The organism is Bradyrhizobium sp. MV1.5, from assembly GCF_055807615.1.
Window position 1 is genome coordinate 89516 of record NZ_JBVVPL010000009.1, and the last position, 24326, is coordinate 113841.

At 62.2% G+C, this 24326-nt stretch carries 22 protein-coding genes and 1 tRNA gene; 4 read left to right on the forward strand and 19 right to left on the reverse strand.

All coding sequences use genetic code 11. From position 1 onward, the window contains the following. Positions 1–139 precede the first annotated feature (139 nt). Positions 140–1918 carry an acyl-CoA dehydrogenase gene (locus AC0L2J_RS11595; protein ID WP_473389633.1) on the reverse strand — a complete coding sequence of 593 codons (1779 nt, stop codon included), beginning with the start codon at positions 1916–1918 and terminating at the stop codon, positions 140–142. Positions 1919–2171: 253 nt separating this feature from the next. Here AC0L2J_RS11595 and AC0L2J_RS11600 point away from each other — a divergent pair. Beyond that, positions 2172–2246 (forward strand) — tRNA-Gln (locus tag AC0L2J_RS11600). Between the two features lie 369 nt (positions 2247–2615). Here the strand turns inward: AC0L2J_RS11600 and AC0L2J_RS11605 are convergent. The 4 genes from AC0L2J_RS11605 to AC0L2J_RS11620 all read right to left on the reverse strand — a co-directional run bounded on the left by AC0L2J_RS11605 (position 2616) and on the right by AC0L2J_RS11620 (position 8014). Then, positions 2616–5018 carry a membrane-bound PQQ-dependent dehydrogenase, glucose/quinate/shikimate family gene (locus tag AC0L2J_RS11605; RefSeq protein ID WP_473389637.1) on the reverse strand — a complete coding sequence of 801 codons (2403 nt, stop codon included), beginning with the start codon at positions 5016–5018 and terminating at the stop codon, positions 2616–2618. Between the two features lie 318 nt (positions 5019–5336). Next, positions 5337–6719 (reverse strand): DUF2254 domain-containing protein, encoded by a 1383-nt coding sequence (locus AC0L2J_RS11610; protein WP_473389641.1) that lies wholly within the window; start codon positions 6717–6719, stop codon positions 5337–5339. Positions 6720–6803: 84 nt separating this feature from the next. After that, positions 6804–7556 (reverse strand): PRC-barrel domain-containing protein, encoded by a 753-nt coding sequence (locus AC0L2J_RS11615; RefSeq protein WP_473389644.1) that lies wholly within the window; start codon positions 7554–7556, stop codon positions 6804–6806. Positions 7557–7630: 74 nt separating this feature from the next. Beyond that, positions 7631–8014, reverse strand: coding sequence for a BA14K family protein (locus AC0L2J_RS11620; RefSeq protein WP_473389648.1), 384 nt, complete (start codon positions 8012–8014; stop codon positions 7631–7633). 262 nt (positions 8015–8276) lie between these two features. Between AC0L2J_RS11620 and AC0L2J_RS11625 the strand changes: the two genes are divergently transcribed. Both AC0L2J_RS11625 and AC0L2J_RS11630 read left to right on the forward strand, forming a co-directional pair. Further along, positions 8277–8654, forward strand: a complete 378-nt coding sequence (locus tag AC0L2J_RS11625) for a response regulator (protein WP_473389650.1) — start codon at positions 8277–8279, stop codon at positions 8652–8654. A 217-nt stretch (positions 8655–8871) separates the two neighbouring features. Next, positions 8872–9045, forward strand: coding sequence for a DUF1328 domain-containing protein (locus tag AC0L2J_RS11630; protein WP_007607434.1), 174 nt, complete (start codon positions 8872–8874; stop codon positions 9043–9045). 178 nt (positions 9046–9223) lie between these two features. On the opposite strand, the gene cax is transcribed toward AC0L2J_RS11630, so the two are convergent. Next, entirely contained in the window at positions 9224–10339 is a 1116-nt protein-coding gene (gene cax / locus AC0L2J_RS11635) for a calcium/proton exchanger (protein WP_473389653.1), read from the reverse strand. A 250-nt stretch (positions 10340–10589) separates the two neighbouring features. Next, positions 10590–11402 (reverse strand): Crp/Fnr family transcriptional regulator, encoded by an 813-nt coding sequence (locus AC0L2J_RS11640; RefSeq protein ID WP_473389657.1) that lies wholly within the window; start codon positions 11400–11402, stop codon positions 10590–10592. A 370-nt stretch (positions 11403–11772) separates the two neighbouring features. Between AC0L2J_RS11640 and AC0L2J_RS11645 the strand changes: the two genes are divergently transcribed. Then, complete coding sequence (locus AC0L2J_RS11645; protein ID WP_473389661.1) at positions 11773–12486, forward strand: PRC-barrel domain-containing protein; 714 nt, start codon at positions 11773–11775, stop codon at positions 12484–12486. Positions 12487–12649: 163 nt separating this feature from the next. On the opposite strand, the gene AC0L2J_RS11650 is transcribed toward AC0L2J_RS11645, so the two are convergent. From AC0L2J_RS11650 to AC0L2J_RS11705, 12 genes are read right to left on the reverse strand one after another with little or no spacing between them, the layout of a single operon-like run. After that, positions 12650–12949 (reverse strand): cytochrome C oxidase subunit IV family protein, encoded by a 300-nt coding sequence (locus AC0L2J_RS11650; protein WP_473389665.1) that lies wholly within the window; start codon positions 12947–12949, stop codon positions 12650–12652. After that, complete coding sequence (locus AC0L2J_RS11655; protein WP_473389669.1) at positions 12946–13590, reverse strand: cytochrome c oxidase subunit 3 family protein; 645 nt, start codon at positions 13588–13590, stop codon at positions 12946–12948. The genes AC0L2J_RS11650 and AC0L2J_RS11655 overlap by 4 nt, the downstream gene beginning before the upstream one ends. Next, positions 13587–15260, reverse strand: a complete 1674-nt coding sequence (locus AC0L2J_RS11660) for a cytochrome c oxidase subunit I (RefSeq protein WP_473389673.1) — start codon at positions 15258–15260, stop codon at positions 13587–13589. Before AC0L2J_RS11660 ends, AC0L2J_RS11655 begins: the two co-directional genes overlap by 4 nt. Beyond that, positions 15253–16194, reverse strand: coding sequence for a cytochrome c oxidase subunit II (gene coxB / locus AC0L2J_RS11665; protein WP_473389677.1), 942 nt, complete (start codon positions 16192–16194; stop codon positions 15253–15255). The genes AC0L2J_RS11660 and coxB overlap by 8 nt, the downstream gene beginning before the upstream one ends. Then, entirely contained in the window at positions 16191–16946 is a 756-nt protein-coding gene (locus tag AC0L2J_RS11670) for an SCO family protein (RefSeq protein WP_473389920.1), read from the reverse strand. The genes coxB and AC0L2J_RS11670 overlap by 4 nt, the downstream gene beginning before the upstream one ends. Before the next feature lie 14 nt (positions 16947–16960). Further along, positions 16961–17365 carry a hypothetical protein gene (locus tag AC0L2J_RS11675; protein ID WP_473389680.1) on the reverse strand — a complete coding sequence of 135 codons (405 nt, stop codon included), beginning with the start codon at positions 17363–17365 and terminating at the stop codon, positions 16961–16963. Beyond that, entirely contained in the window at positions 17355–18425 is a 1071-nt protein-coding gene (locus tag AC0L2J_RS11680) for a hypothetical protein (protein ID WP_473247741.1), read from the reverse strand. Before AC0L2J_RS11680 ends, AC0L2J_RS11675 begins: the two co-directional genes overlap by 11 nt. Then, positions 18422–18952 (reverse strand): c-type cytochrome, encoded by a 531-nt coding sequence (locus tag AC0L2J_RS11685; protein ID WP_473389684.1) that lies wholly within the window; start codon positions 18950–18952, stop codon positions 18422–18424. Before AC0L2J_RS11685 ends, AC0L2J_RS11680 begins: the two co-directional genes overlap by 4 nt. Continuing rightward, complete coding sequence (locus AC0L2J_RS11690; protein WP_473389688.1) at positions 18949–19467, reverse strand: DUF3341 domain-containing protein; 519 nt, start codon at positions 19465–19467, stop codon at positions 18949–18951. The genes AC0L2J_RS11685 and AC0L2J_RS11690 overlap by 4 nt, the downstream gene beginning before the upstream one ends. Further along, positions 19464–20831, reverse strand: a complete 1368-nt coding sequence (gene nrfD, locus AC0L2J_RS11695; protein ID WP_007607460.1) for an NrfD/PsrC family molybdoenzyme membrane anchor subunit — start codon at positions 20829–20831, stop codon at positions 19464–19466. Before nrfD ends, AC0L2J_RS11690 begins: the two co-directional genes overlap by 4 nt. After that, positions 20828–23683 carry a 4Fe-4S dicluster domain-containing protein gene (locus tag AC0L2J_RS11700; RefSeq protein ID WP_473389694.1) on the reverse strand — a complete coding sequence of 952 codons (2856 nt, stop codon included), beginning with the start codon at positions 23681–23683 and terminating at the stop codon, positions 20828–20830. The genes nrfD and AC0L2J_RS11700 overlap by 4 nt, the downstream gene beginning before the upstream one ends. After that, a complete protein-coding gene (locus AC0L2J_RS11705; protein ID WP_007607463.1) occupies positions 23671–24324 on the reverse strand; it encodes a cytochrome c3 family protein in 654 nt (217 codons plus the stop codon). Before AC0L2J_RS11705 ends, AC0L2J_RS11700 begins: the two co-directional genes overlap by 13 nt. Between the last annotated feature and the right edge of the window lie 2 nt (positions 24325–24326).

Here is a 24326-nt window from a genome sequence, read left to right on the forward strand (position 1 = left end):
TCCCCCTGGGTGCCCCCCTCCCTACGGGGTCCGCCCGTCCCCCCATCCTATCGGCGGGGGGGGGGGGGTTTTAAAAAATTGTGGTTTCGCCCGGCCCTCCGCGGCCACGACACTGAATGTGTGGCGCGCATATGCGGCCTTACCCCAACAGCACCGCATCCGCAGCAGCGACCGACTCCGCGCTCTCCGTCACGGTGCGCTCGAGCGCGCCGGCCTGCACGGCGATGTTCTCGGCGAAGAAGCGCGCCAGCGAGACGTAGCGCGCGGCATCCGTGATGCCATCGGATTTCGCGGCGAGCGCTTCGGATGCCAGCATGCAGCCGCCGAGCGTGGCGCCGAACTGTTGCAGATACGGCGTTGCGCCGGCAAGCGCCTCGTTCGGCGCGGACGCAACCCGCTCCAGCAGCCATTTGCTGGTGCGCGTCAGCGCCTCCAGTGCCTCGCGCAGTTTCACGCCGGTGGTGCCGAAAGCGGGATCGTTGGAGGCTTCGACCTGCTTCACGATTGCGGAGAGCTCGTCGAGCAGCGCCCACACCGACGCGCCGCCGTTGGCCGCGAGCTTTCGCGTGACGAGGTCGATGGCCTGGATGCCGTTGGTGCCCTCGTAGATCGCAGTGATGCGGGCATCGCGATAGTGCTGCGCCGCGCCGGTCTCCTCGATGAAGCCCATGCCGCCATGCACCTGCACGCCGAGATAGGCGACCTCGTTGCCGATATCGGTGGAATAGCCCTTGGCCATCGGCGTCAACAGCGCCGCGCGCGCGGCAGCATCGGCGCGGACCTTCGGATCTCTGGCGCGTGTCGAGATGTCGATCGCCACCGCGGTCGCATAGCAGATGGTGCGCGCCGCCGCGGTCTGCGCCCGCATCCGCATCAGCATGCGCTTGACGTCGGGATGCACGAAGATCGCATCGGAGCCGTCACCCTTCTTGCCGAGGGCGCGGCCCTGCTTGCGCTCTTGTGCGTACGACAAGGCCTGCTGATAGGCGCGGTCGGCAACACCGACGCCTTCGAGGCCGACGCCGAGGCGGGCCTGGTTCATCATCGTGAACATGCAGCGCATGCCCTGGTTCTCTTCGCCGACCAGGAAGCCGATCGCGCCGCCATGATCCCCCATGGTCATGGTGCAGGTGGGGGAGGCATGCATACCGAGCTTGTGCTCGACGCCGGAGGCGAAGATGTCGTTGCGCGCACCCAGCGAGCCGTCTTCGTTGACCATGAATTTGGGCACCAGGAACAGCGATATCCCCTTGGTGCCGGCGGGCGCGTCCGGCACGCGCGCCAGCACGAAATGCACGATGTTATCGGTCATGTCGTGCTCGCCATAGGTGATGAAGATCTTCGTCCCCTTGATGCGATAGGTGCCGTCGGCCTGCTTCTCGGCGCGGGTGCGCAGTGCGCCGACATCGGAGCCGGCCTGCGGCTCGGTCAGCTGCATCGTGCCGGTCCATTCGCCGGAGACGAGCTTCTCGAGATAGATCTTCTTCAACGCGTCGCTGCCATGCGCGTCCAGCGCCTCCATCGCCGATGCCGTCAGCAACGGGCAGAGGCCGAAGGCGACGTTGGCGGCGCTCCAGATCTCGGTGCAGGCGGCATTGATCGCGAGCGGCAGGCCTTGACCGCCAAAATCCTCGGGGCCGGACACCGCGTTCCAGCCGCCCTCGGTCCAGCGCTTGTAGGCATCCGGCCAGCCCGGCGCGGTCGTGACCTTGCCGTCGCTGAGCTTGATGCCGTGCTCGTCGCCGACCTTGTTCAGCGGCGCCAGCACGTCGGTCGCGAACTTGCCGGCTTCCTCCAGCACGGCGCTCACGATATCGCCGTCGAAATCGCCGTAGTGGCCGGCCTCCATGGCAGCCTTCAGGCCGGCGCCGTGGTTCAGCGACAGCAGCATGTCAGAGATCGGCGCGCGGTAGGTCATGGCTCACTCCCGGGGAAACAGTTCTTGCCGCCGTATTCCCATGAAATGGGGGCGGTCTCAACTGTCGGGAGGGGTGGCGGAACGCCCGTCGGAAGCGGCGGGCGTAGCGCCCTATCAGGCATGGCGCGTCGCCACCGGCGCCTGTGGTATTTTGCTCCTCCGGGCGGTTGAAATACCGCGTCTCTCCCTATAGACCGGCACCAATCGAGGGAATCCGCGGACGCTCCTGTCGCCGCCGTTCCCGAGGGCCTGATGGGGCGTAGCCAAGCGGTAAGGCAGCGGATTTTGATTCCGCCATTCGGAGGTTCGATCCCTCCCGCCCCAGCCAGCACGTAAGCTGTTGAGTTCGCTTCATAAGCAGCCTATTTCCGCCAAGGTTTTCAGGGCCGTTTGGAAATACAGATTCTGAGCTCGGTCCGGTCCGAACGAGATCGCGTCGTACTGCACGATGCCCTCCGTCGCTTTCATCCCAACATATTACTCGGGAGACGGGCCGGCGCAGGTCCACTACGTCGTCATCGTAGGATAGAGTACCCCGGCGAACAAATCGGATGTTGCTACCAAGAGCGCGCTTTCGTTTCCAAGTGCCGGCTCTCACGCTCGGAACGCCGCTGCGTGTCCCCACGTTTTTCTGAAAGCTCACAACAAACGCAATCCTGCCTCCCTGCAGCGCCGCCGATTGTGAACTAGGGTAGCACTACTTAGCCGGTAAGGCGTACGCCACCAGGGAATCACCGATCGGCGTCTCCATGAAATGATGACCGCCGGCCATGATGACCAGGTACTGGCGGCCGCCAGCCTCATAGGTGATCGGCGTGGCCTGGCCGCCGGCAGGAAGCACGTCCTTCCAGACGGTTTTTCCGGTCTTGATGTCGATGGCACGGATCAGATTGTCGGTCGTCGCTGCGACGAAGATAAGCCCGCCGGCGGTCACGACGGCACCGCCATTATTTGGCGTCCCGATCCTGATCGGCAGCATCGAAGGGATCCCGAACGGGCCGTTCGTGCGGGCTTCACCCAACGGACGATCCCACAGCGTCCTTCCGGTCTTCAGATCGATAGCGCGAATTCCGCCATAGGGCGGCTGCTTGCACAATAATCCGGTGCCCGGCAGCCGCCAGCCGGCATTGACGTTGATCGCATATGGGGAACCGAGCTGCGGATCGCCCGCGCCTTCCTGCCCGCCGATTTCGCCGCGCGCCTGGTCTCGCGGCGCCCAACCGAGACGATTGGCCTCGTCGCGCGGCACCAGCCGATTGTAATTCGGCATGTCGTTGTAATTGGCAACGATGACGTCGCGAACGGGATCGATGGCGATGCCGCCCCAATCGGAGCCGCCATTATAGCCTGGATATTCAATCCAGTGCGGGCTGGCCGTGGGTGGCGTGAAGATGCCCTTATAGCTCGCCTGACGAAACTGGATACGGCAGATCATCTGGTCGATGGGCGACATGCCCCACATGTCGCGCTCGGTGAGATCGGCCTTTCGCAGCGTGTGGTAAAGCGAGAATGGCTGGGTCTTGGCGCGCTGCGCCGGCTCAACGCCGCCTTGCGGCACCGGCCTCTCTTCGACGCCGACGAGCGGCTTGCCCGTACGGCGGTCGAGCACGAAAATGTCGCCGCGCTTGCTCGGCAACACCAGCGCCGGCACCGGCGCGCCATTGTCCGTCGGGAAGTCGATCAGCGTCGCTTGAGAGCCGAGATCGTAGTCCCAGACATCATTGTGCACGGTCTGGAAGTGCCAGGCGGGCTTGCCGGTCGTGACATCGAGCGCGACCAGCGATGTCGCGAACTCCTTCTCGCGGTCCGAGCGGCTGCTGCTCCAGTAGTCCACGGCCGAAACCCCAAGCGGCAGATAGACGAGTCCCAGCTCCTCGTCGCCGGAGGCGGTCGTCCACATGTTGGGCGTGCCCCTGGTATAGGTTTGTCCAACCGCCGGCGGCGCGCTTGCATCCGGCTTGACCATGTCCCAGGCCCAACGCAACGCCCCCGTCTGCGCGTCGTATCCCTGAATCACACCCGAGGGCGCGTCCCGCTTTTGCCCATCGAGCACTTCATGCCCGATAACAACGACGCCGCGAACGATCGTGGGCGCCGAGGTAATCGCGAACATGCCGGGATCGTGCCGGCCGATGCCCCTCGCGGTGTCGACCTGTCCATCATGTCCGAATGCCTCGCAGCGCTTGCCGGTCATCGCATCGATTGCGATCAGGCGTGCGTCAAGCGTACCTTCGATGATGCGGCTGGCACAGGCCGCGCCCTGATCGGCATTGGAGAGTTCGTAATATGCAAGGCCTCTGCAAGCTGCGGTATACGGAATGAACTCGTCCGGAACGCGCGGGTCAAATCGCCAGATCTGCTTGCCGGTCTTGGCGTCGACGGCGATAACGATGTTCTTGGGCGTGCAGACGTAGAGGTTATCCCCCACCTTCAGCGGCGTGTTCTCTGCGCCGTATGTGCCCTTTGTATTCTTGGTAGGCAAGTCGCCCGTGTGATAGGTCCAAACTTTGGTGAGCTTGGCGACGCTCGTCGAGTTGATCTCGTCGAGCGGCGAATAGCGGCGCGCGCTGTAGCTGCCGCCATACGCAGGCCAATCTGCGCCTGCCTTGAGAGAGGAAGGGTCGGCCATCGCGACGGTCGGAGATGGCATGACGCGAGGAGCGGCGCTTGCCGGCCGAAAAGCCCCGGACATCAACACAGTTGTGGCTACCAGCAGTACAAGCCCCGCAGCGATTGTCGCCGCAGCTTCATACTGGTGGCGAATGGGCCGAAGCCGCGGCGTGAGCGCCAGGACGGCGATCAGCAAAATGGCCGGTCCGACGGTCCGCGGCACCAAGGCCCAACCGTTAGCGCCAACTTCCCAGAACGCCCAAGCGAGGGTGAGCAGGAAGAGAACAAGGTAAAGCCATGCGCCTTCAACGCGCCGGCGGGCCAACAGGAGACCCGAGAGGATCAGGACGATTCCGCTGGGCAGATAATAGAAGGAGCCTCCCAACCAAAGCAGCCATGCTCCGCCGGCTCCGAGCACGAGGCCGATGAGAGCCATGACTCCTCCGAGAGTGAATGCCGCCCAATCTGCTGCGCGATATCTCTGAGCCATGCCGGTTACTCGTCATCTGTTGATTACTTTGCTCCAGATCCAAGAGTGCGTCCGCCGCTTTGGTTCCTGCATTTGCACGTACGCTTCCGGACCACGGAGCGCCGTTGGCTCGGGGAGGCGATGAGCTCAAGCGACCCTCAGCAGCCCGAACAGATGGGCAATTCGTTTCTGCTCGGCTATCTTGATTTCGGGGTCATACGCATTCTCAACGTATGTGTTCGCTGCCTATCATAAAGACCTGCCGATCGCTCGGCGCAGTTGCCGTGTTGATGACATGGCTCTGCGTCGCCGCCTATTCCGTCCTGGCGGGCGCCGAACTCAAGGCTGAGATCGGAAGGCGACTGTCTCAGCGATTGCCTTTGGCGGATCATCGTCGCCCGCTAGAGGCAAGACCTGTTCGGTGAATTGCCCCATCGGACCTGCCCGGACCATCAGAGTAAACAGCTGATGTCGGCGTTCGACATCCTCCCTGTCGCTGCGAGCGGCAATCAGGCGACGAGCGTCTGCAAGGACGAGGTCGGCGTGGTGGGAGAGCGCCGCGAGCCGGGTGGGGTCGCGCTCGGAGCTTGCGACTTGTGTCATCACCTCAATCATTCGGATCGAAATTGCAGGCTGGGCGCCTGCGCTTTGCCGGATCATATGAAACATCGTCCCGAGCAGTTGATCGTATTGCACATGCGGCACCACCAGCACCGGCTGACTTCCTCTGATCGACACTCCTGATGGCAGATGCAGGGGTACGAGATCGCAGAGCGCCGCACCCAGTCGATCCAGGACCGAGAGCGCGGTGTGTGGATCGTTGATGCCGGGCGAAAGTGCCCTCACCGCGACTTCGACGAGTTGGCGAACGGCAAAGCGCAGATCGGAAGCGATGCTGCTTGTTGCGCCCAGCGCCGTCGCATTCCGGATAGCCGCTTCGGCACCGTCGACGGGAGGATTAACCAGAGCGACGGTCGCCCCCGGAAAAACATAGTCGCCGGGGCCGATCAACAGCCGAATGGTGGCTCTATGCTTGGCCGCCCAGGTGGCCAGGCCCTCTTCGTCCAGATGCTGCAGATAACCGCGCCGCGAGTCCTTCAGAGGCAGGGAGCCGATCCAGTACTCGCCCGGCGGAGGCTTCGGCTGCGGATCCTGGACCGTTAGCTGGCGTGTAGCGCTGCGGAGGTCTTCACTGACGAGTTCGACGACAGTTTCAACGTTGATCCGGCCGGCGACGTGACCGACGAAGTAGACGAGCGTCGCCACGCAAGCCAATGCGAGCAGAATTCCAACGCTTAATGATAGATGAGGGACGAAGCCCCCCTCGGGCTCTGTCCGGATGCTTCTCAGCACGACGAGAGCGTAACAGAAGGTGCCGAGCAGCATCCCCAGTGTGAGTTGATTGCCGCGATCGCGAGTGAAATTGCGCAGCAGTCTCGGCCCCATCTGACCTGCAGCGAGAGACAACGCGGCAATGGTGATCGAGAACACGGTTCCCGCGACACCGATCGTCGCGCCGGCTACGGTGCCGAGAAGGGTGCGAGCGCCGGTCGCGCCGCCGTCGTACATCCAACTCTGTAGATTGGAGAGGTAGACCGTGTTGCTCTGGTCGATATGAACGAGGGTGAAGGCGCCGATCAGGCTGCAAAGCACCATGACCATAGGCACCAGCCAGAATGTCTCGCCAAGGTCAGCCAGCAGTTTTTCAGCGCGGGCGAGCATATTTTGAGCCGCATAACCACATCGAACCTGGAACCAACATCCGGGAGGTGGAGCGGTTCCGCCCAACCGCTCCACCTCAGAAGATTACCCGTTGCTGGGGTACTTGAATTCAGGCGCCGACTTCAACTGGTCGGCCGTCGTGTCCATGGTCGCGGTCCACTTGTTGGCCGCATGATCGAACTTCAGATTGATTGCCGAAGGCCGCACTGCGACGTAGTGGTCGCCAAGGCCCAGGAACCCTCCCACCGAGAGGACATAGCCGTCGATGCCGTTCTCGTTCAGCGCGACGTCCTTGATCGTGCCAATGTCCTGTTTGGCGTTGTTGTACACCTGCAGACCCATCAACTGCGAGCTCAGGCCGTCCTTCGGCGGCACCGATGTGAAGGCTCCGCCCAGGCGATCCGAAGTTGCGTTAGCGCTGTTGCTGGATGAGTTTGAATTCGTAGACGACTTCTGCGCGTTAGCGCCGACCGTTTTCACCTCGGCAAACGTATTTGGACCAACGAACATTGTCACCGGATTTCCTGATCGATCCCTGGCCTCCACCAGGAACGACTGCGGCCGTACCTTGACGTCGGTGAAACCTGCCTGTTGCAGGTCGTTGACCATCTGTTGCCGAGTGCTCGCCTGACCAGGGTCGGACTGGACCGCGTCTGCCTTGTTGCCCCCCTTGTTTGTCATGCTGTTTTCAGCGCGTTGGTCGGCCGACTGATTGCGGCTCGAGCTCTGCACGGCGCTATGGTCCACGGGACCGGTAGCTTGCGGGGCGCTTTGCGCCATCGCAAGCGATGATGCGCCGACAAGAGCTGCCGCCGCCAGGAATGAGGTCGCTTTCATGCATGGTTCTCCTTGCTCGAGTTCAAAAGTTGATGGCGTTCGTAACGGCCCGCGCCGGCAGAACGCCGTCTTGCTCAGGGACATGGATGCCGGATGCCGTCGTATCCCATGTAGGTCCCGGAGCTCGGGTCGTACGACTTGTATCGCTGGGAGCAGTAGGCGTTGTTCTCGGCAGCTTGCGCCCGGCTGTTGGCGACGGCGCTTCCAATCGCCGCACCTGCCACGAAGCCACCTAACGCTGGACCCCAGCCGCGGCTATAGCGGTGCCGGTAGCCGTCACGCCAGTGATGACGATGCCAACCGTGGTGGCGGCCATGCCTCCATTGAACTTCCACCAGGCTTGCGTGGTTCTTGGCCATCCCGCTCGCAGCCAACAACGGTGCGGCTTGCGCAGTAGTTCCGACCGGAATCGCGAGCGCCAATACGGCGACGGCAACGTACCATCTGTTTGCTTTCATAAACTCATCTCCGCGGTTTTCGTTACCTGAAGAAAATGCGCGAGCTGCGGTGCCGTTGCAGAGACAGTTGGTACATATGTGTACCCCCGCCGGGAGCACCTGCTTCCTGCAGCAGCAAGGCTCCGGTCAAAGCACCACTGGCCCCGTGCGGCAGCGGACCAACTTATGCGGTCTGCAATCCGGCTCCGGGTTGATCACCGCGGCATCATCCATACGATAGGCGAAGACTCGTAGGGCTTGCCGCAAGGTCATTGGAGTCCCAATGCGAATAGTCATAATCGAAGACGAATATTTCATCGCCGACGATCTCGCGGTGGAGATCCGGCGCAGCGGTCATCAACCAATCGGCCCGTTTGCAGAGCTAAGCCCAGCTTTCCATGCAGCTGCGAGCGCAGCTATCGATGCGGCGCTTCTTGACGTCGACCTGCACGGGCGGGCCTCGTTCGAATTCGCAGATTTCCTCTTGAACAGAAGCATCCCCTTCCTGATCTACACGGGATACAGTCGCGAAGTCATACCCAGCCGATTTGCCCGGTACATGGTTGAAAAGCCGGTTCCAATTCGTGACGTGGTTGATCGCTTGTGTCGCCATGCGCTTGTGCACGGCTCGCCGCGGGACTGGTATGGCGTTGGTCCGTAATTGCCGCGACAGGGGGCCATAGCGTTGTGGCTTGGCGTCTGACGTAGCGCGTACGCAGCCGCGCCGACCTTCTGCCGGGCATAAAACGTTCTGATCGGAACGCCGAATGCCCAGAACGATTGTCGCTAGGCAAGCCCGGGAGCACCTTCGAAGTGGGTGTGCTTCCGAACCGGACTTGTGCATACCTCGACTGTAAAGAGGGCCGTAGGAGCTTGGCATGCTGAAGTGGGCGTTGATCTTCTTTGTGATATCGATCGTAGCCGGATTGCTCGGGTTCAGCGGAATCGCCGCTGGTGCATCCACCATCGCCAAGTGGCTGTTTTTCGCGGCCGTTGCGATTTTTCTGGTGTTCGTGCTCCTCGCTTTCTTTGCGGGAGAGGTGATTCTTTAGCGCTGATCAACGGGCGCTCGGCACGTCCAGCAATCGCGAGGGTCTGCTCCGAAGGCGGTCCCACTTAGATCTTGGAGAGGCGCCGGGGCGATGGCCGGCGGCGCCTCCGATCTGTCAACACGCAACTACTTTGGAGCTCCAACGGCTGCCGCTGTTGAGCTCATCTCGGCTTTGCACTTCAGGAAAAAAAGTATGCAAGGGCCAGCACGACGTAAACTCCAATGAGCAGTACGCCCTCGAACCAGGTGGTCTCGGCGTCTCTGGTGATGGCATTCACGATGAACGCAGTGCCGGCGATTGAAAAGAGGTCGACGGGATTTTGGAAGACAAGGGTCATCGGCTTGCCGATCACCCAGGAGAAAATGACGAGAAGCGGAGCAACAACCAGCGCAATCTGAATGGCGGATCCAATGCAGAGCGTCATCACGAGTCCCATCCTGTCGCGCCGAGCGAACCAAACAGCCGCAAAAATGTCCGAGCTGGTGCCCACAAGAGCAAGCACGACGACGCCAAGAAAGAGTGGTGTCACACCCGTTGATTTGGCCGCTTCCGTCAGAGCGCCGGACACAAATTCGCTCTGCAGGGCCGCCGCGCCGGTGCACGCCAGTAACACGATCAGGCATGTGGTTGCCGACCACGCCGATTTAGCCGAAGCCTCCTCATTGGTCGCGAAGACATTCCGGTGGGTAACGAGGGTGAAGACAAGATTTCCGGAGTAGAGAATTAGCAGCACCACGGACACAGCCAGGCTAAGTAGCTCATCGGAGGCATTCACGTTATTGACATGACGGATGCTGCGACCCGTGTAGTCGAACACTGCCGGCAGAATGAGAGCGATCACCGACAGAACGAGCATGCTCGACAACAACCCAGCGCGCGCCTGGGTGAAGCTTTGGCGCTCGCGATTGAAACCGCCGGCGACGATGGCCAGACCCAACCCCAGCAAGCAGGTCGCCGCTATGGACCCGGTGATCTGGGCATGGACCACCTCGACATGGCCGCGCGCGAGAACAAATAGCGCAAGAATGAGCTCGGCCAAGCTTCCAAGACTGACGGTCAGGAGACCGCCTATGGCAGGACCGGTGTGGGAGGATAGCTGGTCGGTTGCTACGCGAATCCATTCAGCGAGTACAGCTATTGCGAGAACGCCGGATCCGAATATCCAGATCGGAGAAAGATGAAAAATGTACTCGCCCATCGGGGTGAGCAGAACGAACACCAGCGGCACAACGCGCGCGACGGTACCGTACTGCCCAAAGATAGTCGTTGCTCTGGAGACGTTGGACTTCGGCAAGCTGGCGACTGGCTCCTGGCGATCCCGCAAGGCTCGCTACTTCGATCTTAGCCGGCACATCGGGCCATTCCGCCGCCGACGGAGCGTGGCTTCTGCACCCACAAAGCTCTCCGCATTCGATTCCCGGGCAGCTCGTGACGACTAACGCGGTAAGATACCCAGCGTTCGCTGCGCCGGCCTGAACTCGGTACGCAACCGGACAAGGCAAACGCATTGCGACGCCCAAGCCCTCATTTCTTCGCGCCATCAATCATGAGTTGCTTGCTTGTCGAGCATTGGCTGCATTGAGAGAGTTCTCATGTGCAGATAAAATCACGCGAGAGCAGTTGCAGGACAATTGCTCGAGTTGCGATTGATCCAGAATCTCGACTTGAGCGCGGCCTTGCTTGATGATGCCTCGCGCTTCCATTTCGCCCATTGTCGACGTGATACCTGCGCGCCGAACTCCAAGGGCCTGTGCAATGCATCGATGCGTGAGCGGGATTTCACGGGAGAACAATTTGTCCGCTGCAACGAGAAGCCACCGAGCCAGTCGTTGCTGCAGACTGTGACGCGAGTTACATGCAGCGAGCTGCGAGCTTTGGATCAGGGTGGCCTGCACGTACCGCAGCAACAGCTTCTGGATCTCGACATCGCCCCTCACCAGCTCAATCAAAGCATCTGCCTCGATGCGCAAGGCTCTACCGGGAACCTGAACCATGCAACGGTGAGGGGAAACGCGCATGCCAAGGATCAGGGGAATGCCGATGAAATCCTTTGCTCCGACAGTCTGTATCTCGACCGGGAGGCAGTCTCCGGCTCTGGCCGTCAGCGAGGCCGCGCCATTTTCAAGAAAATAAGCATTTTGCAACAGCACATTACGTTCCTGCAGCATTTGTCTCGGCCGCAGCGTTACTTCGTCGCAGAGTTCGACTAGCCGGCTGCGTGATGAGTGTGGAAGGCGGCGCACCAGATCGTTCGTGGTGTGGTTCGCGTGCGGCGCTTGATCGCGCTCTCGTGACGGCGCGAGAGATGGTGTCCGACCGTGCGTTGGCAGGACGTTTTCGAGTTCGTTGCTCAGCATTTCGCGGCTCCTTGGAACGGCTATCCACCAAGATGTGGGGCGTGCGCCGGCCTCCTCACAGTCGGGCTGAAGGTGAAGACTCGTCAGGAGAAACCTGACCTGGTCCTCAAGGCCTGGATCGTGAGCTTGCCTCTGATCGCGAGCAATTAATGAAGTACGTCGGCCTAGGCATGTAATAGCCTTGCCTGAATGTGCACGCGTGGATCTGCGGTGCGTTTCCCAAGGGCGGGCCGGGTACCCGATTGGTCGCTGCACTTTCTTCTTGGCACGGCAGCGGACCGTTCGCTTGACGGGCGGCCAGAACTTCGCACATCGGAAACGATTATACGATCAATCATGACGTTGGCACGAAGGATCGCAGGAGCACTGTATGGGCCTAAAGAGCAGGATCACCCTTGCAATTGTCGCAGGTACAATCTCGACCTCCGTGCTGTTGGGTCCCGCATGGGCAGAGACGGCGACGCGGGCTACGACGGAACAGTCGGCGCAGTCACAGCAGTTCGTCAACACGGTCTATAATGGATACCGTGCGTCGCGACTGCTTGGGAGCGCGGTGTTCTCGCTGAAAGGTGAGTATTTGGGAGCCGTCCGGAACGTGACCTTGGCAGACGACGGGCAGATTGATTCTTTGCTCGTCGAAGGCTTCAGGACGAAGGATGAGCCGGAGTTCATCTCCCGGATTCCCTTCAACCGGGTGCTGCGCCCGCTTCATGAAGGAGCTATCGTGGCCAACTTTTCCGATTTGAGGTCGCGAGAATACGGCCTCTTCGTTGACCCTGATCAGGCGCAAGCAGAGCCGCACGAATTCTCGGTCTCCAAGGTCATCGGAGACTATGCGCGGCTGCAGGCAGGACAAGGCTATGGCTATGTCTCCGATCTCGTTTTCGACAGCGGGGGAAAGCTCGCGGCCGTTGTGATATCCCGCGGGGCGTCCGTTGGCGGAGGGACGTATGCCTTTCCGTACCCGGGTCAAACGGGGCGGTGGAGCCCGAAGCTAAGCTATTATGGTCTGCCTTACGTCACACCGGAGCAAGCAAACAAAGCCGGTCTGCGGCTCAATATGAAGGGGTTTCAGAACTCGTGAGCCACCAACGTCCGCCTAATGGTCCGCGGCGGTGTGCCTCATGAGAGAGGCGCGCGGCTTCACGAGCGAACTGGTGCAGTCACGCCTTTGAGCGCAGCGAAAGTTCTCCTCTCCGAGGCTTGCGTTCGAACGTGGCTGCATCAGAGCGCTTTGCTCCCGTGCGTCAGATGCGTGCGAGAACATCAGCGAAGGTCAATACGAACATCGCGATCACGAAAACAAGCCCCGAGATCGCCGCGATCCGGACCAGCGGCTTCGCTGAGGCGAGTTCCATGAAGAGCAAGACGACGAGGGTCGATTTCACCCCCGCAATGATGATGCCGCTGGCTGTTGTCATTCGGCCCATGGGAACATAGGCGGCGACGAGGCTGAGCACGAGGAGTGCGAGGAGCGCTGCCCAGATCAAGAGGTTCCTCGCCCATAGGCGGCGCACAATACCACCTGATTCGCCCTGCCTGCTCATGATGCGCGCCCCGGCAAATAGATCAGCGGATAGAGGAAGATCCATACGATATCGACTAGATGCCAGTAGAGGGCTGTGACCTCGATTTCGGGATTGTCTTTGGCCGGAAGTTGGCGCCGGAGCAGCACCCAGAACAAGCGGCTCACGAGAGCAATCCCGATGGAAAGGTGGATCGCGTGGACGCCCGTGACCAGCCAATAAAATCCGTAAAACAGCTGCGCTCCGGGCTGAGACAATGCAAACCCGGCTCCCGGCACGAGCTGCTTGTCAATGTCCTCCTTGTACTCGAAGCCCTTGATGACGATGAACGCGAGCCCGAGCATCGCGGTGAGCATGAGGCACGCGAGGACGAGCCGCCGCAGTGGTGCCGACTCCTCCGCCGCCTGCGCGGCGATCGCCATGGTGAGGCTGCTGGTCAACAGCACGGCGGTGTTGATCGTGCCGTACCAGATATTTGTCTCCCTCCCGGCTACAGCGAACGCCTCCGGATGCTCGACTCGACAAACCGTGTAGGTCAGCATCAAGGCTCCAAAGAACAGCGTTTCGCTGGCGAGGAAGACCCAGATGCCGAACTTACCTGCCTCGCGCTGCTGGCCGAAATTCGACCAGGGTTCTCTCAGCAGTGCGCTTTCGTCGCTCATCGCGTTTCTCTTGCGTTTTGCATTTCGGGAGGATCGGTTCCGGCCGACATACCTTCGGCGTGGTAATCATAGGGTCCGCGATCTACGCGGGGCTGCCTGTCAAAATTCTTCGGGGGAGGCGGAGAACCCGTGGTCCACTCCAGGCCTGTCGCGCCCCAAGGATTCTTCGCGGCGTTTCCGCCGTAGAACAGGGACCAGGTGAGATATCCGAGAGGCAACAAGTAGGCGATGGCGAGGACCGCTGCTCCGGCAGACGACATGACATTGTAGATCTGAAACTCCGCCGGATAGGTATGATACCGGCGCGGCATGCCGAGATAGCCTGCAAAGAATTGCGGCAGGAATGTCATGTTGAATCCGGCATACATCAGGATGGCCGCGAACTTCGCCCAGCTCTCCGGGTAGAGCTTGCCCGTAACCTTGGGCCACCAGAAGTGGAGCCCGGCAAAGAAGGCGGATACCGAGCCGCCCACCATGATGTAGTGGAAGTGCGCGACGACGAAGTAGGTGTCGGTGACATGGATATCCACCGGGATCGACGCGAGGAACAGTCCGGAGAGCCCGCCGGTCGTAAACAGACCGACGAAGCCAAGCGCATACAGCATCGGCGATTCGAAGCTGATCTGGCCGCGATACAGCGAAGCGGTCCAGTTGAAAACTTTGATTGCCGACGGCACGGCGATGATGAAGGACAGGAAGGAGAACACCAGGCTGGCCAGGGCCGACTGTCCGGAGACGAACATGTGGTGGCCCCAGACGAAGAACCCGACGCCCGCAATCGCAAGCATGGCATAGACCATGAAATCGTATCCGAAAATCCGCCGCCTCGCGAAGCATGGGATGATTTCGGACACGACGCCCATTGCCGGCAGCACCATGATGTAAACCGCCGGGTGCGAGTAGAACCAGAACAGGTGCTGGAACAGGATCGGATCGCCGCCGCGAGCCGGATCGAAGATCGGCAAGCCCAGCACGCGCTCCGCGATCACGAGCAGGAGCGAGATGGCGAGCACCGGGGTGGCAAGCACCATGATCAGCGACGTCGCGTAGATCGCCCAGACGAACAGCGGCAGCCGGAACCAGGTCATGCCGGGAGCGCGCAGCATGTGGGTGGTCGCGATGAAGTTCACGCCGGTGGCGATGCTGGCGAAGCCGACGACGAACACGCCGGCGGCGGCCGCGAAGACGTGGGAGTTGGAGAACATCGACGAATAAGGCGTATAGAACGTCCAGCCGGTGTCGACGCCACCGGCGACAAGGGCATAAACGGTGAAAGCGCCGGCAGCGACGGTCAAATACCAGCTGAAAAGATTGAGGCGCGGAAAGGCGACGTCAGGCGCCCCGATCATCAGCGGCAGCAGGAAATTGCCGAACGTATTCGGGATCGACGGCACCAGGAAGAACCAGACCATGATGATCCCGTGGAACGAGAACAGCTTGTTGTAGGTGTCCGACGTCAACAGCCATCCGTTCGGCTGGAACAGCTCGAGCCGAACAGCGGTGATTGCGGCGCCTCCCAGAAAAAAGAAGAACGTGATGGTGATCGCGTAAAGGATTGCAATGCGCTTGTGGTCTGTCGTGGCAAGCCAAGACGAGATCGTCGAGCCGTGGCGCAGATAATCGGGGTGCGGCGGCAGCGGCAGATCTCCGGCGAGCAGGGCGTCAGTCATTTTGCTGTCCCTCCCCGAGCGAGCGGATATAGGCGGTCAGGCTCTGGATCTCTCCGTCGTCGAGCAGCCCTTTGAAGCTCGGCATGATCGGCTCGAACCCGGCCACGACGTCGCGTTTCGGCTGCAGGATCGAATCGCGGATGTAGGCATCGTCCGCGGAAACGGTGCGTCCATCCGCCAGCTGCACGGCGCGGCCGTAAAGACCCGCCAGGCGCGGCGCGTGGACGTTCGAGGAGCCGGCATGGCAGCCCGAGCATCCCCGCGATACGAACAGCCTGGCGCCCTCATGAGCAAGGTCGTCGCCCTCCGGCTGCTGCACCAGCCATTTGGCATAGTCATCCTGCCGCATGACCACGATCTTGCCGCGCATCATGGAATGGTTGGTGCCGCAATATTCAGCGCAGAGCAGTGGAAAGGTGCCGGTTTTGCTGGCCTGGAACCAGAGATCGGTGTCCCGTCCGGGCAGCACGTCCTTCTTGACCCGGAACGCGGGGACGAAGAAGGAATGGATCACGTCCTGCGAGCTCATCAGGAGATGGACTGGTTTATCCAGCGGCACGTGCAGGGCATTGATCTCACGCGCGCCGTTTGAATGCTGCGTCTTCCACATCCACTGCTTGGCGACGACGTGAATTTCAAGTGCTCCCGTGGGCGCGGCAAGGCTGCTGAGGTCAGCAGAAGATGCCCACCAGAATAGGAAGGCGAACGTCAGCAACGTCGCGACCGTCCAACCGATTTCGAACTCGCGGCTGAGAATCTCAGGCATCGGGCCGCGCTTGGCAGCTGATCCGCGGCGGTACCGGACAGCAAACAGTAGGATGAGGCCGAACACGAGGACCACGGTCGCGCCGGACAGGACGAGCAACAGATAGAAGATGTGGTCCACCGTGACGGCGTGCGTGCTCGCTTCCGGCAGCCTGAACAGCGAGTTCATGCCGACGCTCCGCGACCTCTGCTGCGGACCAGCATCAGTCCGATGAAGGCGGCCATGATGGCAACCGTGGAGGCCCCGACAATCTGCAGAATGACGGTGATCCTGCCGGTGTAGATGCCGTGCACCGCGTCAAATCCGTAGCAGAGCAGCGCGACGCGGCCGGAAAGTCCGCCGATCCGACCGTCACCGGCTTCCAACAGAGCGAGGCGAATATCAACGGGCTGCAGCGCGAGGCTGGACAGCGCGCGGACGACCCGTCCGTCGGGCGCGAGCGTGACGAAGGCTGCCGGATGCGCAATCGCGTCATGCTTGTCGTCGATTTCGGTATGGTAGCCGATTGCACCGAGCAGCGCGGCAACGGTCTCCTTCGGTCCTGACAGGACCGATGTTCCCGCGCCCCCGATCTGCCCCTGGGTAAAGCGGCGGGCGTCGTCAATGGTGTCGCGCGGATCGATTCCGACAACGACAAGGCTGTAGTCGCGTCCTGCGACAAGCCCGGTTTGCTGCAGCGCTGAGCTTGCGATTGTCAGCGCCGGCCCGCAAATCTGCCTGCAGGTGAAGTCCGCTGGAAGGAGCAGGGTCGGACGTCCGTCGATCGCATCGCGAAGGGTGACGGTGTGGCCGCCGACTGCGCTGAACTGCAGCGATAACGGAACGCGCGCGCCCTGAGGAGGATCGAAGCCGACGCGCCCGATCTGCTGCTCGGTCAAACCGGCATGCGCGAGCCCCGGCCAGAGCGCAAGCGCCAACACAACGATGGCCTGCCTCATGGATTGCCCCCACTTGCACCGTGCGGAGGGGCAGGCGCAGGTTGAAGGGCGTCATAAGCTTGATCGCCCCGTCCGGCGACGAGCTGCATCGCCTCATCGATCGGGATGCTGGCGATGTTGTGGTCGCGATCGACCCAGGCATAAGCGGTGAGCCTGGCACGCTGCGCGGCCTCGAACCGGGTCAGGTCGGCCTCCGGAAAGGTCTGGAGCTCGGGCGAGGGAAACCGGCGCTCTGCGCGCGGGGTGAATGCGCCCGGCGCTTGCGTATTCAGGAACAGCAGCATTCCCGCAATCGCGGCACCCACGAAGAGCAGGAAGCTACCCACGACGACGAGAACGGCACGGTTGTGAATGCCGGCCGGTTGCGGGAGCGCGCGGCTGCCCATCTCCTTATTCGGCATGGCGCACCTCCGCGGATGCGATGCCCTGCCCAAAGAGGACAGAACCTATCGTCAAGGTAAGGAGAGCGCCCAGAGCCGTGAGTGCAACAGGAGCTTGCGCCGAAAATGCGGGCACTAGCAGCCAAGCGAAATGCATGACGGTCCCGAAGAGCAGCAAAAGGCCGACGATGCGCAAGCCTGCAGGGCTGACGCGCACGCCCTCGAACAGCAACAACGCGAATGGAAGAACGGCTCCGGTGACGAATGTCACGAACAGAATGCCCGTCCATGCGTCCGTGCTGCGCCTCAGGAACCACTCGGCCTTGTGAGGCAGATCGCCGTACCAGGCCACCACATATGTCATGTATTCGAGGTAGACGACGCCCAGCAGCGTTGCGATCAAAAGGCCGCCGATATCGCTCAGCGCTTTGCCATCGGCATTCGACGTTGCAAGCACGGCGACAACGGCCAGCGCGGCGAGCAGCTGCTGTATCGTTATCATGGAGGCGAAGGCGGTGGAGACGTAATGCGGTTCGACGGAGAGGAACCAATCGACCGCAACCATGCTGATGGTGAAGCCGAAGAACGCAAGTCCCAGCCCGGCCAGTAGCCGCCCACCCAGTCCGAGAGCGAAAGTCACTCCGAGCACGGACCATCCGATCAATGCAATCACGGCACGCAGGACAAACCATGGCTGGTCGAGGTACCAGCGCGCGATGTCGGGCTTGATCTGGCTGGCGCCCGCGGCCCAGGGGTAGATGTCAGTCAGTCCGGCGAGAACGGGGATGAAGGCGATGGCGACGAGGGGCACCATGACTGCCAGGGGTCGCAGCACCGGTCCGGCCGCAAAGCCCCAGCGGCCGCCGGTCAAGCGATGAATCAGCAGGAGCGTCATGCTGCCGATGGGTGCGCAGCTCCAGATCGCAAATCCCAAGAGCCAGCCCTGGAGCAGGCTCGGATAAGGGCGGAGTCTCCCGGCCGCGAGCATGAGGCCAGATGCGAGCAAGATCAACACGAGGCCCGCTGCGGTTCGCGGCGTCCCGATTGCTCTAAGGGCAGGGCTGCGGAGCACGGCGGTCACGGTAGCTTGCTCCTCAGCTCCGGGAAGTCGGCGACGTCGGTTCGTTGCGACTGCTGCAGCGCGCGGATATAGGCGATGATGGCCCAGCGGTCGCGCGGCTCGACGCGCGCGGCGTAGGAATACATCACGCCGTAGCCATGGGTGATCACGTCGAAGAAGTGTTGAGCACCGGCCGAGCGGAGGCGCGCGGAATGGTAGGAGGGGGGCGCGGGAAAGCCACGCTGCACGATCATGCCATCGCCGTGGCCGGAGAACCCGTGACACGGGGAGCAATAGATGTTGTAGCGCTCGCGGCCGCGGGCCAGCAGCGCCATGTCAACCGCGGGCGGCTTGGCGATCTGCTGCAAACGGTGGAGATCGCCCTGTGCAACGACCCCTTGCGGTAAGGCCTGGGCTTCGGTGCCATCCTTGAACAGCCCAGCCTTCGAGAACGTCCCATAGCGATTCTGCTGAGACATGGAATGATCGCCACAGCCGGCGAGCGCCGATGATAGCAACAACAGCCATGGCAGCGCGCGGGCGGTCATGGCGTGCTCAGCTCCGTGACCGCCACGGCGCCGGCGTCGCGGAGGACTGTCCTCAGCTCGTTCGGGTCGCCGTCAGAAGCGGCCAGCAGGAAGTAGCGGTCCTGCGTTGCGCGTTCGAAGCCCGGAATCTCGAACATTGCATCGTGCAGACGAGGCAGGCGGCACGACCAAAGAAAGGTGATGACGCCGGCGAGCGCCGCCGCGAGGATACCGACCTCAAACGGCACCAGCAGGAACACCTGCCAGGAGTTCAGCGGCCGGCCGCCGCTGTTGATGGGATAGTCGATCACGGCGCTGTACCATTGCAGTGCGAAGGCGAATGCTGCAATTCCGAGGCCGCCGGCGAGCATCACGCCGCGAATTGCGGATCGGTCCTGCCCAAGCTGTTCGGCGAGCCCCTCGATCGGATACGGCGTGAATGCTTCGAGTGCGGCGTGTCCCGCGGTACGCACGCGCTGCAGGGCCGCCTTCAGCGCTTCACCGTCGAGGAATTCCGCCACAAGCTTGGCCGTCATGCCGCGGCCTCCTGATGGGCGAGCTCGCGCACGTCGAACATTGATATGCTCGGGACGAGCCTCACGAAGATCAGGAACAGGAAGGCGAAAAGGCCGAGCGGCGCGACAAGAAAGCTCCAGTCCCAGAACGTGAAGTGAAACGTCCGCCACAGGGATGGCATGTAACCGTGCGAAAGCGTGTTCCAGACGATGAGGATGCGCTCGAGCCACATGCCTATGTTGATCGCGATGGCAACAGGAATCAGAATGAAGAGCGACCGTCGGGCGAACGGCCACCATAGCAACTGCGGGATGAGGCAGTTGCAGGCCAGCAAGGCCCAGTACAGCGGCGCGTAGGTGCCAGTGAACTCGAAGCGAACCACCTCACGGTCGGCATGCTCACCGCCGTACCAGCCCATGAACCACTCTGTCGCATAGGAATAGAACATGACGATGGAGGCCATCAGCAGGATGCGGGCCATCACGTCGAAATGGCGGCGGGTGATAATAGCCTGAAGGCTGAGGCCCCAGCGGATCGCCGCCGCCAGCACCACGACCATCGCGAACCCGGAGTACATTGCGCCGACGACGAAGTAGGGTGGGAAGATGCTCTCCTGCCAACCCGGCATCAGGCTCGCCGCGAAGTCGAGACCGACAATCGAGTGCACCGAGCAGACCAAAGGCACGCCAAGGGCGGCCATCGTGGTATGCAGTGTCTGCAACCGCGACCACTCACGCGACGAGCCGCGCCATCCCAGCGCAAATGCGCCGTAGAGCAGTTGGCCGGCACGGCGGGGCGTGCGGTCGCGCATGGTCGCAAGGTCGGGGATCAGGCTGACATACCAGAACAGAATGGAGAACAGCAGGTAGCTGACGATGGCCCAGAAGTCCCACACCAGGGCGCTGCGCCATTGCGGCCAAAGCGCCATGGTGTTCGGATATGGGGCGAGCCAATAGGCGTAGATTGGTCGACCGAGGTGAACGATGGGCATCAGCCCGGCGATCGCGACCGCAAGCAGCGTCATGGCTTCCGCGAAGCGATTGATCGAGGCGCGCCATCTTTGTCGAGTCAACAGCAGCATCGCCGAAATCAACGTGCCGGCATTGCCGATTCCGATCCACCAGACGTAGTTGGCGATCGCGACTCCCCAGACGATGGTGGAGTTGATGCCCCATATGCCGATGCCCTCGTAGAACAGCCAGGCGATTGCAACGAACAGCCAGAGCACGAACGGCAGGGTGATTAGCAGGGCCAGCCACCATGCTTTCCCGAAGCCGGTGAAGAGCGGATCAGTTACGGCCTGGGTGACTGCGGCGTCTCCTGCCCGCGCTGCCGAGATCCAGCGGTGCGCCGGGGGATGCTGGGGAAGAAGAACTTCGCTCATGTCCGCCTCTCCGGCTCCGAAGGTGCGGGATTGCGCACGTCGGCAAGATAGGTGGTGCGCGGCCGCGTGCCGAGGTGGCCGAGCAAGGCATAGTGGCGCGGGTCGGCTTTCCTGTGGTTGATCTCTGCGTCAGCCTGGTTCAGGTCTCCGAAGCTGATGGCGCGGGTCGGGCATGCGTTCTGACAGGCAGTCTGCACCTCGTGTGGACCGAGCGGCCGGTTCTCGCGTTCCGAGGCGCGACGTGCGCCGCTGATGCGCTGGACACAGTAGGTGCATTTTTCCATGACGCCGCGGGCGCGTACGGTCACCTCCGGGTTCTTCTGGCCGCGATAGGATTCCGCGCCCAGATTGCCGTATTCCTCACCGTCGGCATAACCGAAGAAGTTGAAGCGCCGAACCTTGTAAGGGCAGTTCGCCTCGCAGAAGCGGGTGCCGATGCAGCGATTATAGACCTGCGCGTTGAGGCCCTCACTGTCGTGAACGGATGCGGCGACAGGGCAGACAGGCTCGCAAGGCGCGTGCTCGCAATGCATGCACGGCACGGGCTGAAAGCCGAGTTGCGGGCTATCCGGCGTGCCATGATCATAGGCATCGACGCGCATCCAGTGCATGTCGCGTCCCATGGCCACCTGCTCCGGCCCCACCACGGGAATGCTGTTCTCGGCCTGGCAAGAGAGCACGCAAGCATTGCAACCGATACAAACCGATGTGTCGATCACCATCGCCCAGGCATGGCCGTCGCCCGGCTTCACGGCCGGGGGCATTAGGCTTGGAGGATCGGGATTTGCCGACGGGGGCAGGGATTGCCCGAGCCGGTATTGTGGATAGAGCTCGCGGACGTCCTCTGGCGTGCGAACGACGTTCTGCGTCGTGAGAATCGGCTCCCGGCGTCCTGTCCGCTTGATCGCAACTTGCGGAAGGCGCCAACTATTGTCGGAGGTTCGGATCGTGTAGGCACTGGCGCCGACGCCGTTGCCGATCGCGCCGGCCTTTTGCCGCCCCCCACCAAGCGCGAGCGCGCCGACGCCCATGGCCATCCCGGGATCAGTCAGCACGGGCACCTCGATCGATCGGCCGTTCGCGGCGACCGTAACGACGTCCCCGGATGTGAGACCGAGGCGGGTTGCCTGATCCGGATGCAGCGCCAGCGCATTGCCCCAGACTTGCTTGCTGAGCGGTTTCGGACACTCCTGCAGCCATGCGTTATTGGCGTATGAGCCGTCCCACAGGCAAGGATCAGGGCGCAGGACTAGACGGATCTCGTCATCCTGCAGATCGTGGGGCTCGGCGTCCGGGAGCGGCGGCAGAAGCGGAGCAGCCGTCGAAAGTGCAGTGGCACCGCTTCCTGCAATGAGGCCGTCGTGCAGCACGCGCCGCCACCACGCCTCGAAATCGGCAGAAGCCATGCCTTGCCAGGTCTGCCGCACCAGCTCGTGAGAACTTGCGTCCTCTTCCCCGCTCAGCCAGGCGAGAAGCTCGTGCTCGCTGAAGCTCTCGTAGAGCGGCTTGATCAGAGGCTGGACGATGCTGGCCGTCCCGTCGCTGGCTCGCAGATCCGACCACGTTTCGAGACGATGTCTCTGCGGGACATGCCAGTTCGCGACAGCCGCGGTTTCGTCCGCGTACTCGCCCATATGCAGGCGGAATGTCGCTTTTTGCGCCCGCGCCTCGAACCGCAAATCGGCTGGTGCGTCGTAAGCGGGATTGGCGCCGATCATCACGAGCTGACGCACGCGTCCGGCGTCGAGATCGCTTGCGAGCTGTTCGAGCGATCCCGCCTGCTTGCCGGACGGCGTACGATCGATGGGATCGATGAGCCGAATGGGCGCATTGAGCTTGGCATTGATCCAATGCACCAATGCGTGGACTTCCCTGGACACTGCCGGGCCCGCGATGACGAGCGCCTCTCCCTTGTGCGAGTTCAAGTCGGCCATGATCTGCTGAAGCAGCAGGCGCTCGCGCTCCGGAAGTTCGGTTGCGCCGGTCGTCGCGCCGAACTCCCGCGCGAGGATCGCTGCGAACCGCTCGATTGCCTCGGGACGAAGCGCCAGACGTTCGTCCGCCTTTGCTCCGGTGAGCGTGAGTGCGCTCTCAAGACAATAGAGACGCGAGAAGGCATTCGCGTCGCCGCGGCCGGTTGCGTAACCGCGGCCAATCCGAATCTGATCGGGGCCATGCCCGAGCGGATCGGCATCGAGCGCGACGATCACGCGGGCCTTTGCGAAATCGGCAATGCTGCTCACAGGCTGGCCATAAGCGAGCTGCGCGCCTTGTCGCGCGTTCTCGTCGTCCGTTGGATCGTAAGCGTGCCACGATGCGGCCGGGAACGCCTCAAGCAATTCGTCGATCTGGCGCAGCAGAGTCGGGGAGGTGGTGCGCCCGGTCAACAAGCGCAGGCCTTTACCCTGGCTGCTGCGGGCCTCGGAGAGTTCGGTCACCAGCGCTCGGTTCAACGCTTCGCGCGGCGCAATCGCGCCATCGTGCAGGATCGTGCGCGAGCGGTCGGGATCGTAAAGCGAAAGAACGGCTGCTTCAGCGAAAACGTCGGTGGCACCCAGGCTGCCCGGATGACGCGGGTTGCCCTCCACCTTGATCGGCCTGCCGTCGATCGAAGTCACGATCACGCCGCGACCGATCCCCGCCAACGCGAGCGTCGTCGCAAATTTCAGCGGTTCGCCGGGAACGATGCGCTCCGGCATCCTGACATAAGGCAGGATCTGCTCGTCGGGTTTGCTGCAGGCCGCGAGTCCACCGGCCATGCCGGTCGCCAGCAAGCTGAGCGCCTGACGGCGATTGAGCTTGCTGCGCCCGGCAGGATCGGGCCGCGTCGGCAATTCCTTCAGCGGTGGCATATCGTGCAGTCCGTCAAATGACCTGTGTTGATGTGATAGCCTGCGGCAAGCTTGGGCCCGACCTCGGCCTGGTTCTTCGGGGTCTGCCAGTTCGGATCGAAAACCGCCTCGCGAGGACGCAGGTAACGTTCAGGAGAGCGGTGGCAATCGAGACACCATTGCATCGTCAGCGGCGCGGCCTGGCGCATCAGCGGCATGCCTCCGACGTCGCCATGACAGGTGGTGCATCCGACACCTTTTGCGACGTGGACCGAGTGATCGAAATAAACGTAGTCGGGGAGGCGGTGGACGCGCTGCCATGCCAGCGGCTTGTTTTTGACCAGACTCTCGCGCACCGGCGCCAGCATCTGCGCGTTGGTCCAGATTTGGGAGTGGCAGGTCATGCAGGTCTCGGTCGGCGGGATGCCGGCAAAGCGCGCCTTCTCTACAGAGGTGTGGCAGTAGCGGCAGTCGAGACCGAGGCCCGACACGTGATGCTCATGACTGAACGGCACCGGCTGATTCCGCGTGATGTTCTGGTTGGTCACGTAAGGGGATCGCATCACCTCATAGGACAACCCAACTGCAAGCACCGGCGCTGCTCCAATTGCCGCGATCATCACCGTCGCAATCGTGTTCGCGCCGGGGCGGAAAAGCTGCATTC

What these genes read in the sequence shown, in the direction of transcription:
- AC0L2J_RS11595 (WP_473389633.1), bottom strand. Translation starts at nt 1,918, where the DNA reads ATGACCTACCGCGCGCCGATCTCTGACATGCTGCTGTCGCTGAACCAC.
- AC0L2J_RS11605 (WP_473389637.1), bottom strand. Translation starts at nt 5,018, where the DNA reads ATGGCTCAGAGATATCGCGCAGCAGATTGGGCGGCATTCACTCTCGGA.
- AC0L2J_RS11610 (WP_473389641.1), bottom strand. Translation starts at nt 6,719, where the DNA reads ATGCTCGCCCGCGCTGAAAAACTGCTGGCTGACCTTGGCGAGACATTC.
- AC0L2J_RS11615 (WP_473389644.1), bottom strand. Translation starts at nt 7,556, where the DNA reads ATGAAAGCGACCTCATTCCTGGCGGCGGCAGCTCTTGTCGGCGCATCA.
- AC0L2J_RS11620 (WP_473389648.1), bottom strand. Translation starts at nt 8,014, where the DNA reads ATGAAAGCAAACAGATGGTACGTTGCCGTCGCCGTATTGGCGCTCGCG.
- AC0L2J_RS11625 (WP_473389650.1), top strand. Translation starts at nt 8,277, where the DNA reads ATGCGAATAGTCATAATCGAAGACGAATATTTCATCGCCGACGATCTC.
- AC0L2J_RS11630 (WP_007607434.1), top strand. Translation starts at nt 8,872, where the DNA reads ATGCTGAAGTGGGCGTTGATCTTCTTTGTGATATCGATCGTAGCCGGA.
- AC0L2J_RS11640 (WP_473389657.1), bottom strand. Translation starts at nt 11,402, where the DNA reads ATGCTGAGCAACGAACTCGAAAACGTCCTGCCAACGCACGGTCGGACA.
- AC0L2J_RS11645 (WP_473389661.1), top strand. Translation starts at nt 11,773, where the DNA reads ATGGGCCTAAAGAGCAGGATCACCCTTGCAATTGTCGCAGGTACAATC.
- AC0L2J_RS11650 (WP_473389665.1), bottom strand. Translation starts at nt 12,949, where the DNA reads ATGAGCAGGCAGGGCGAATCAGGTGGTATTGTGCGCCGCCTATGGGCG.
- AC0L2J_RS11655 (WP_473389669.1), bottom strand. Translation starts at nt 13,590, where the DNA reads ATGAGCGACGAAAGCGCACTGCTGAGAGAACCCTGGTCGAATTTCGGC.
- AC0L2J_RS11660 (WP_473389673.1), bottom strand. Translation starts at nt 15,260, where the DNA reads ATGACTGACGCCCTGCTCGCCGGAGATCTGCCGCTGCCGCCGCACCCC.
- coxB (WP_473389677.1), bottom strand. Translation starts at nt 16,194, where the DNA reads ATGAACTCGCTGTTCAGGCTGCCGGAAGCGAGCACGCACGCCGTCACG.
- AC0L2J_RS11675 (WP_473389680.1), bottom strand. Translation starts at nt 17,365, where the DNA reads ATGCCGAATAAGGAGATGGGCAGCCGCGCGCTCCCGCAACCGGCCGGC.
- AC0L2J_RS11685 (WP_473389684.1), bottom strand. Translation starts at nt 18,952, where the DNA reads ATGACCGCCCGCGCGCTGCCATGGCTGTTGTTGCTATCATCGGCGCTC.
- AC0L2J_RS11690 (WP_473389688.1), bottom strand. Translation starts at nt 19,467, where the DNA reads ATGACGGCCAAGCTTGTGGCGGAATTCCTCGACGGTGAAGCGCTGAAG.
- nrfD (WP_007607460.1), bottom strand. Translation starts at nt 20,831, where the DNA reads ATGAGCGAAGTTCTTCTTCCCCAGCATCCCCCGGCGCACCGCTGGATC.
- AC0L2J_RS11700 (WP_473389694.1), bottom strand. Translation starts at nt 23,683, where the DNA reads ATGCCACCGCTGAAGGAATTGCCGACGCGGCCCGATCCTGCCGGGCGC.
- AC0L2J_RS11705 (WP_007607463.1), bottom strand. Translation starts at nt 24,324, where the DNA reads ATGCAGCTTTTCCGCCCCGGCGCGAACACGATTGCGACGGTGATGATC.